A 7,305-nucleotide genomic window follows, 5' to 3' on the forward strand; every position below is an offset into this window, starting at 1 on the left:
TCCGGGCCGGGCGGCCGCGATGACCCCCCACTGGCGGACCGGCTTCCGGTACGGGGGGGGGGGGGGGGGGGCGGGGCCCGGGGCGGGGGGGTTCTGGTGGGCGCGGCCCCCGACGCCGCCCCCCCACCACCCGTGGTTCAGGATTCGGCCAGGATGAAGTCCGCGGCCTGCTCACCGATGAAGATCGCCGGGGCGTTGGTGTGCCCGCGGATGATCAACGGCATCACCGAGGCGTCGGCCACGCGCAGGCCCTCGACACCGCGCACCTTCAGGTCCGGGGTGACGACGCTGGCCGGGTCGGTGCCCATCCGGCAGGTACCGACCGGGTGGTACAGGGTGTGCGAGAACTTCTCGATGGTCAGCGCCATGGTCTCCTCGAGATCCGCCGGCGCCTCGGGCGGGTAGATCAGCGTGCCCAGCGCACTCTTGAGCGCGGGCTGTTCGACCAGCCCGGCGCACACCCGCAGGCCCGCCATCAGCGCGGCGCGGTCGGCGCCGTCGGCATCGGACAGGTACTGGGGATCGATGACCGGCTTGGCCGTCGGATCGGCCGAAGCCAGGCCGATCCGGCCCCGGCTGCGCGGGCGCAGCAGGATGGCGCCGACAACGACACCGTGTTCGGTCGCCTCGACCAGACCCTCGTGATAGAACGGCGCGGGCGCGTAGATCAGCTCCAGATCGGGGTGCTCGAGCTCGGGCTCGCTGCGCACGAACCCGTACGCCTCACCGACGTTGGAGGTGAGCATGCCGCGATGCCGGATGAAGTAGTTGAGCAGCTCGAGCGGCTTCTCCGCCGTGAACAGCGAATCCGACTCGACGCTGTAGCCGAGCGCGGCGATCAGGTGGTCCTGCAGATTCGCGCCGACCTCGGGGGAGTGCGCGACGACCTCGATGCCGTGCCCTTTCAGCTCCTCCTCGTCGCCGATGCCCGAAAGCTGCAGCAGCTGCGGGCTGTTCACCGCGCCACCACACAGGATGACCTCGCGGTTCGCGGTCACGGTGTGGGTCTGCCCGTCGTGCAGGTACTCCACACCGGTGGCCTTGGTGCCGTCGAACAGCACCCGGGTCGCCAGCGATTCGGCCCGCACGGTCAGGTTCGCGCGCTTCATCGCCGGGCGCAGGTAGGCGTCGGCGGTGCTCCAGCGCCTGCCGTCGCGCTGGGTCACCATCGTCTGCGCGAAGCCCTTGGGCGAGGGCCGGTTCGGCGATTCGAGCTCGAGGCCCGCCTGGCGCACCGCCTCGAGGAAGGCGTGCGTCGAGGCGCGCGGGCTGCGCTGGCGCTGCACGTGCAGCGGGCCCTTCGAGCCCTCGTCGGGGAACTGCGCGTCCTGCACGTTCTCGATCTTGCGGAACTGCTCGACGGCGGCGGCGAAGTTCCACTGCTCGCCCGCGAGGAGCCCCCACTCCTCGTAGTCGGCGCGGAAGCCGCGCACCCACATCATCGCGTTCATCGACGACGAGCCACCGAAGGTCTTGCCGCGCGGCCAGTATATCTGGCGGTCGCCGAGGCCGGGCTGTGGTTCGGTCAGATAGTCCCAGTCACGTTCGGTGCGGAACAGCTTCGAGAACGCCGCCGGAATATGGGCGTACTTGTCGTCGTCGGCCGGACCGGCCTCCAACAGGACAACCGTGGTGCCCGGGTCGGCGCTGAGCCGATTCGCGAGCACCGCCCCCGCTGACCCGGAGCCGACGATCACGTAATCCGCGGACGTCCCACCTGCTTGCACTGTCCAACTCCGATCCTGCAATGCATCTGTCGTAGCCAACTTGTCGCGCCCGCACGCGGACTGAAAAGTCCGCGAGCACAGCCGGACTCGTCGTCCGGCCCGCGCGCTGCAAGCAGCGTAGGCGACAGTGGGGCTCCGGTGGGTGCCGCGCGCCTCAGTCGGTGCCGGCCGCCGCGGCGGCCTTGCCCGCCCGGCGACCGTAGAAACTGCCGTCGCCGAGCGAGGCGCCGCTGACGTAGCCGTACGCGCACAGCCCTGACGTGCAGCGACCCGCCGCGTACAGGCCCTCGATCGGCTCACCACTGACGTGCAGCACCCGCGAGTCCAGGTCGGTCCGCAGCCCACCGAGGGTGAATCCGGCGGTGAGCCCGCGCAGGTCGTAGCCCGCCAGCGGCGGCGTGATCGGGCGAACCCACTCCGGCTTCTTGCCCAGCAGCGGGTCGCTGCCGTTCTCGGCATGCCGGTTGTAGGTGGCGATGGTGGTCTGCAGTGTCTGTTCGGGCAGGCCCATCTCGGACTCGAGCTCGGCCACGGTTTCGGCGACCCATTTCGGCGGGATACGGAAGAACGGGGTGGAGCTCTCGGTCGCGAGGGCCTCCTCGAGCGAGGCCTCGTCGATGACGAGGAAGGCCTGATTGTCGTTCTGCAGCAGTGTCGCCTGACCGATCCGGCCCGGGTAGGTGTCCTCGGTGACATACCGCTGACCGCGACCGTTGACGAGGATGCCGCGCGCCATCAGCTGCGGATCGCCGAAGATGGCGACCTCGCTGGCGTCCATGTGCGCCAGCTCGGCGCCGAGCGCGTGCGCCACCCGGATGCCGATGCCGTCGTGCTCCTCGATGGCCGCGCCGGGCCTGCCGCTCAGGCGCGGGGTGTAGCGGTCGATCATCTCGGAGTCGTAGGCGAAGCTGCCGGTCGCCAGGACCACACCGCGCGCGGCCCGCACGGCGACGGGCTTGCCGTAGTTGGTCGCCAGGACGCCGACCACGCGATCCTCGTCGTCGACGATGAGCCTGCGGATCCGGGTGTCGTACTCGACGGCGACGCCGAGTTCGGCGACGGTGTCGGCCAGCGGCTTCATCAGCATGTAGCCGCCGCCCCGTTCACCGGTCTTCTTGTCCGCCATCTGCGGTACGTGGCCGCGGGGCGCGGGCTTGGCGATATCGAGGAACGGCGCGGCGTTCTCGCCGCCGGAGTACATCAGTCCCTCGTCGTGCGGCGGCTCCCAGCCGGGCTCACCCCAGAACGACTCCTTGAACGGCACACCGCACTCGACGAGCCAGTTGTAGTGCTCGACGCTGCCCGCGCAGTAGTCCTCGATCTTGGCCTCGTCGACACCGGGCCCGAGCGCGGCGGTGAGGAACGCGGTCATGTTCTCCGGGGTGTCGTCGAACCCGAGCGCCTGCTGCAGCGGGGTGCCGCCACCGAGGTAGACGAACCCGCCCGCCAGCGCCGCGGCGCCGCCCCAGCCGCCGGTCCGTTCCAGGATGAGCACCTTCGCGCCCGCCCTGGCGGCCTCGATCGCGGCGCACACGCCGGCGATGCCGAAACCGGCCACCACCACGTCGGCCTCGAAATCCCAGTGCGTCACGGCGTTCGCGCGCAGCGGGCGGACGGTGTCGATCCGGTGGGGCTGTTCGGTCACGTGTTCCTCCGGTGCTCGGGTGCCTACCCGAAATGGTGCCGCTTACCGCGCGACAAAACAAGAACGTGTTACAGAAGTTCCCGCCCAGCGGGACACTTGCGCCCCGGTCGGGCTCCGGTACGGTGGCCATCGAACCGACATATGACGAGATCTGGTGGTGTTGTGGTGAGCGCGAACATTCGAGACATTGCGGTGCAGACCCTGAGCGGGGCGGACACCACGCTGGGCGAGCTGGCGGGTGACCGGGCGGTGCTGCTGGTCAACGTGGCCTCCAAGTGCGGGCTGACCCCGCAGTACACCGGCCTGGTCGAGCTGCAGAAGACCTACGGTGAGCGTGGCTTCACGGTGGTCGGCGTCCCCTGCAACCAGTTCATGGGACAGGAACCCGGCACCGCCGAGGAGATCCAGGAATTCTGCTCGGTCACCTACGGCGTCGACTTCCCGCTGCTGGCCAAGGTCGACGTCAACGGCGACGACCGCCACCCGCTCTACACCAGCCTGGTCGAGACCCCCGCCGCCGACGGCAGCGCGGGCGATATCCAGTGGAACTTCGAGAAGTTCCTGATCGGCCGCGACGGCACGGTCGCGGGCCGCTTCCGTCCGACCGTCACCCCGGACGCGAGCGAGATCGTCGTCGCGATCGAAGCCCAGCTCTGAGCTACTGCGCGTTCGCCAGCAGCGCGTACTGCGCGGCGGCCTGCTGCCGCACACCCGCGGCCGCCGGCCCGCTGACGAACGCGCCGTACCTGCGGTAGCTGACGTAGCAGCGCACCACCGCGGGTGCGCTGCCCGCACGGCGTTCCGCGCACCGCGCGCCGGGGACCCGGTCGGGCCCGGCGACCGGATGCGCGGCCGTGCTGAGTGTGTCCTGCCAGGTGGCGCCGAATGCCGCCGCGTCGCTGTCGTCGCGGAAGCGGAACAGTGTCGTGGTGTAGGAATTCGCCACGCTGTCCACGCCGCCGCGGTCCCACGCCGCGGCGAGTTCGGCGGGCTCGGTGGGCCGGTAGTGCAGGCTCGCGCGTCCGGTCCACGCGGCGAATTCGCGCGAGGAGATGGCGATCTGCTGATTGGCCGGGCCTGGGATCAGGGTGCGGCGCAGCAGTCCGTCGGGATCGCGCGGTAGCTCGGCGATCCGATCGGGTGCGGTCGGAACGAAGGTGTCCAGCAACGGTTTCTGCGCGTCCAGGACCGCGGCGACGCGCCGGGCGAGCGCGTCGATATCGGGTGTCGGATGCTGCAGGAACAGGCTCACCACGAGCTCCCCGTTGGCGAAAGTCGCGCCGATCGTCTTGATGCCCGGCCGCCAATGCGCGTGTGCGGCAGGGTATCCGGGGATCGCCACCCGCTGATTGTCCGGGCTGACGCCGAAGTCGGTGGCTGCCAGGTCGCGGGCCGCCGCGGCCGCGGTCCCGGCGCCGGGGAAGCGCAGCAGCACGATCCGGGTGACCCGCGCGTCGGTGTCGATCGCCGGAGTCGCCTGGTCGAAGGCCCGGCTGCCCTCGGCGACATCGAACCCGACGATCATCCGATGCCGTTCCAGGACAGGAATATTCACAGTCGAGATGGCCGACGCGTCCGCGGCCCGGCGCGGTGTGTCGAGCACATCGGTACCCCAGTTGTGCGTGAGCGCCGCGTCGACCTCGTGCGGCAGGACCACCGCGCCCGCCATCCGCAGTCCCTCCAGGATCGGGCCGTCCGTCGGCTTGTGGGTGGCCTCCAGATCGGCGGGCACAGTCGTGTAGCCGCCCACCGCGAGGGTGCGCACATCGATCTCGCCCGCGGTGGCGGCACCGTCGACGGAGGCGCAGCCGGCGAGAACGACGGCCAGCGCGCCCAGCCCGAGGCGCGCGGTCACAGGGGAGCGGTGGTGAGCCATTCGTCGATCATCTCCTGATGGGTGTGACCCTTCCAAGACACCTGGAGCAGCACGGTCGAAAACGGTGCGGCGTCGAACTGCAGCAGCAGCCACGGGCCGTCCGAGCCGTGGAAACTGCGCACCGTCAACGGTCGGCCATACCGGGATCGCAGGTGCTGGGTGGCACCGGCGGGCAAGGTCGCGACGAACCGGCCGACCTTGTCCGCGTCGGCATGGCTGAGCAACCGACGGCAAGCGCTGTTGCCAGGGAAAACGCCGCGAAGACCCACCACCGAGACCAGCTCCCGCTGACCTCGCGATCAGCGGCCAGTCCCCAGACGGTCAGCGTCGCGTGCGGTGCACGGCGAGGGCGGCCAGCGCTGCCGCCACGAGGGAGGTGGCGGCACCCATCAGATGGACCACCACCAACGCCGCGCTCGCCGACGTTGCGACGAGTGCGAAGAACACGGAGCCGAATGTAGCGATCCCCACGACGACACCCATCTGCACACTCGTCACGAGAATCCCGCTGGCGTCGGCGGCGAGCGCCATCGGGACCGTCGACAGCGCCCTGGTCATCAACGGACTGAACGCCAGTCCGCTGCCGAGACCGAGCGCGGCGAAGGCGACCAGTGCGGCCGGACCGAGGCCCGCGCCGTCGCGCAACAGCACGGCCAGCCAGCCCAGCGCCATAGCACCGAGCACCAGTCCGAGCGGAATCATCGTGGCGTGCCAGTCTTTCGGGATGCGTTCCCAGTAGAGCCCGGCCGCGGCGAAGGTGATGCCCATCGGGAGGAACTGCACCCCGGCGTACAGCGCGCTGTAGCCCAGCTCGCCCTGCAGGTGGATCGCCATGGCGAACAACCAGCCACCGAAGCTCGCCATGATCATCAGCAGGGTCGCGGCGGTCACCAGGAGGCCAGGCGCGGCGAGTACCCGAGGCGAGAACAGCGGCTCGCCCCCGCCCGACGCGACCCGGCGCTCGATGCCGGCGAACACCGCCAGACCGAAGACGCCCGCGCCGAGGCACACCCATGACCACACGGGAAAGCCCAGTTCACGGCCGAGGACCAGCGGAACGACCAGCAACAAGACGGTGACGGTCAGCGTCGCCAGGCCGGGCACATCCAGCCTGCGGTCGGTCCGTCCGGCGCTAACCGGAAGAACCCCCGGCGCCACCACCAGCAGTACCAGGCCGAGTGGCACATTCACCAGGAACACCCCACGCCAGCTGCTGCCCGCCAGGTCCAGGTCGACGATCAGCCCGCCCAGGATCTGACCCGCCACCATGCCGCCGGAGATGATCGCCGCGTAGATGCTCAAAGCCCGGGCCCGTGCCGGACCGGTGAAGGTGCGCTGGATCAGCGTCATCACCTGCGGCACCATCGCTGCCGCACCCGCACCCTGCGCGAACCGGAACACGATGAGCGACAGCTCGTCCCAGGCCAGCCCGCAAGCCAGCGACGCCACGGTGAACACCGCGAGCCCGGCGACGAAGGTGCGCCGCTGGGTGAAACGATCGCCGAGGCGGGCGCCGCTGACCAGCAGGACCGCGTACGCGATGACATACCCCGCGACGATCAGTTGCAGCGCCGCACCGCCGGTCCCCAGATTCGCGCGGATCGACGGGATGGCGACATTGACGATGGACGCGTCGAGCACCGCCATGAACTGCCCGGTGAGGAGGACGACGAGCACGGCCGCCGAACGCCTGCCCACCGGTGCTTGGTGCGCCGGAGCGGGCGCGATGGTCTGTGACATGCCCTGATCGTGTGCCGCCGCGACGGTGCTGACCAGGAGTCCGCTGACACGGGTACCGCCACTACCTGCCTGATGTCACACTCCGCTCGCACCGACAGACCCGCCGTGGCCGAGATCGCAGGATCGACCTTCGACGAGGGGCTCGCACGAAGGTGAACGGAGTCGGGTTAGCCTCTGTGCCAACGGAATAGATGCTCTACGCTGAACTCGTCCAGACGGTCCGATAGCCCGGAGGCGCCCGATGTCGCAATCCTCTGCCGCCTACCCCAGCGCCGTCCCGGTCGGGGTGGACACCACGCGCGCGAGCATCGCGCGCG

Annotated in this window: 6 protein-coding genes; 1 reads left to right on the forward strand and 5 read right to left on the reverse strand. The window is 70.1% G+C overall.

Annotated features, from left to right (window positions below; genetic code table 11):
- Nucleotides 1–137: 137 nt before the first annotated feature.
- Nucleotides 138–1,727: a GMC family oxidoreductase gene (locus tag ACFWPJ_RS19575; protein WP_378853264.1), complete on the reverse strand. Its 1,590-nt coding sequence runs from the start codon at nt 1,725–1,727 to the stop codon at nt 138–140.
- 154 nt (nt 1,728–1,881) lie between these two features.
- Nucleotides 1,882–3,372 (reverse strand): FAD-dependent oxidoreductase, encoded by a 1,491-nt coding sequence (locus ACFWPJ_RS19580; RefSeq protein ID WP_378853266.1) that lies wholly within the window; start codon nt 3,370–3,372, stop codon nt 1,882–1,884.
- 141 nt (nt 3,373–3,513) lie between these two features.
- Here ACFWPJ_RS19580 and ACFWPJ_RS19585 point away from each other — a divergent pair, with 141 nt between their 5' ends.
- Entirely contained in the window at nt 3,514–4,029 is a 516-nt protein-coding gene (locus tag ACFWPJ_RS19585) for a glutathione peroxidase (protein ID WP_378853268.1), read from the forward strand.
- A gap of 1 nt (nt 4,030) precedes the next feature.
- On the opposite strand, the gene ACFWPJ_RS19590 is transcribed toward ACFWPJ_RS19585, so the two are convergent.
- From ACFWPJ_RS19590 to ACFWPJ_RS19600, 3 genes are read right to left on the reverse strand one after another with little or no spacing between them, the layout of a single operon-like run.
- Complete coding sequence (locus ACFWPJ_RS19590) at nt 4,031–5,227, reverse strand: hypothetical protein (RefSeq protein WP_378853270.1); 1,197 nt, start codon at nt 5,225–5,227, stop codon at nt 4,031–4,033.
- A complete protein-coding gene (locus ACFWPJ_RS19595) occupies nt 5,224–5,520 on the reverse strand; it encodes a hypothetical protein (protein WP_378853272.1) in 297 nt (98 codons plus the stop codon). Before ACFWPJ_RS19595 ends, ACFWPJ_RS19590 begins: the two co-directional genes overlap by 4 nt.
- A 49-nt stretch (nt 5,521–5,569) precedes the next feature.
- Nucleotides 5,570–6,988, reverse strand: coding sequence for an MFS transporter (locus ACFWPJ_RS19600; RefSeq protein ID WP_378853274.1), 1,419 nt, complete (start codon nt 6,986–6,988; stop codon nt 5,570–5,572).
- Between the last annotated feature and the right edge of the window lie 317 nt (nt 6,989–7,305).

The organism is Nocardia sp. NPDC058497, assembly GCF_042720195.1.
Classification (GTDB): domain Bacteria; phylum Actinomycetota; class Actinomycetes; order Mycobacteriales; family Mycobacteriaceae; genus Nocardia.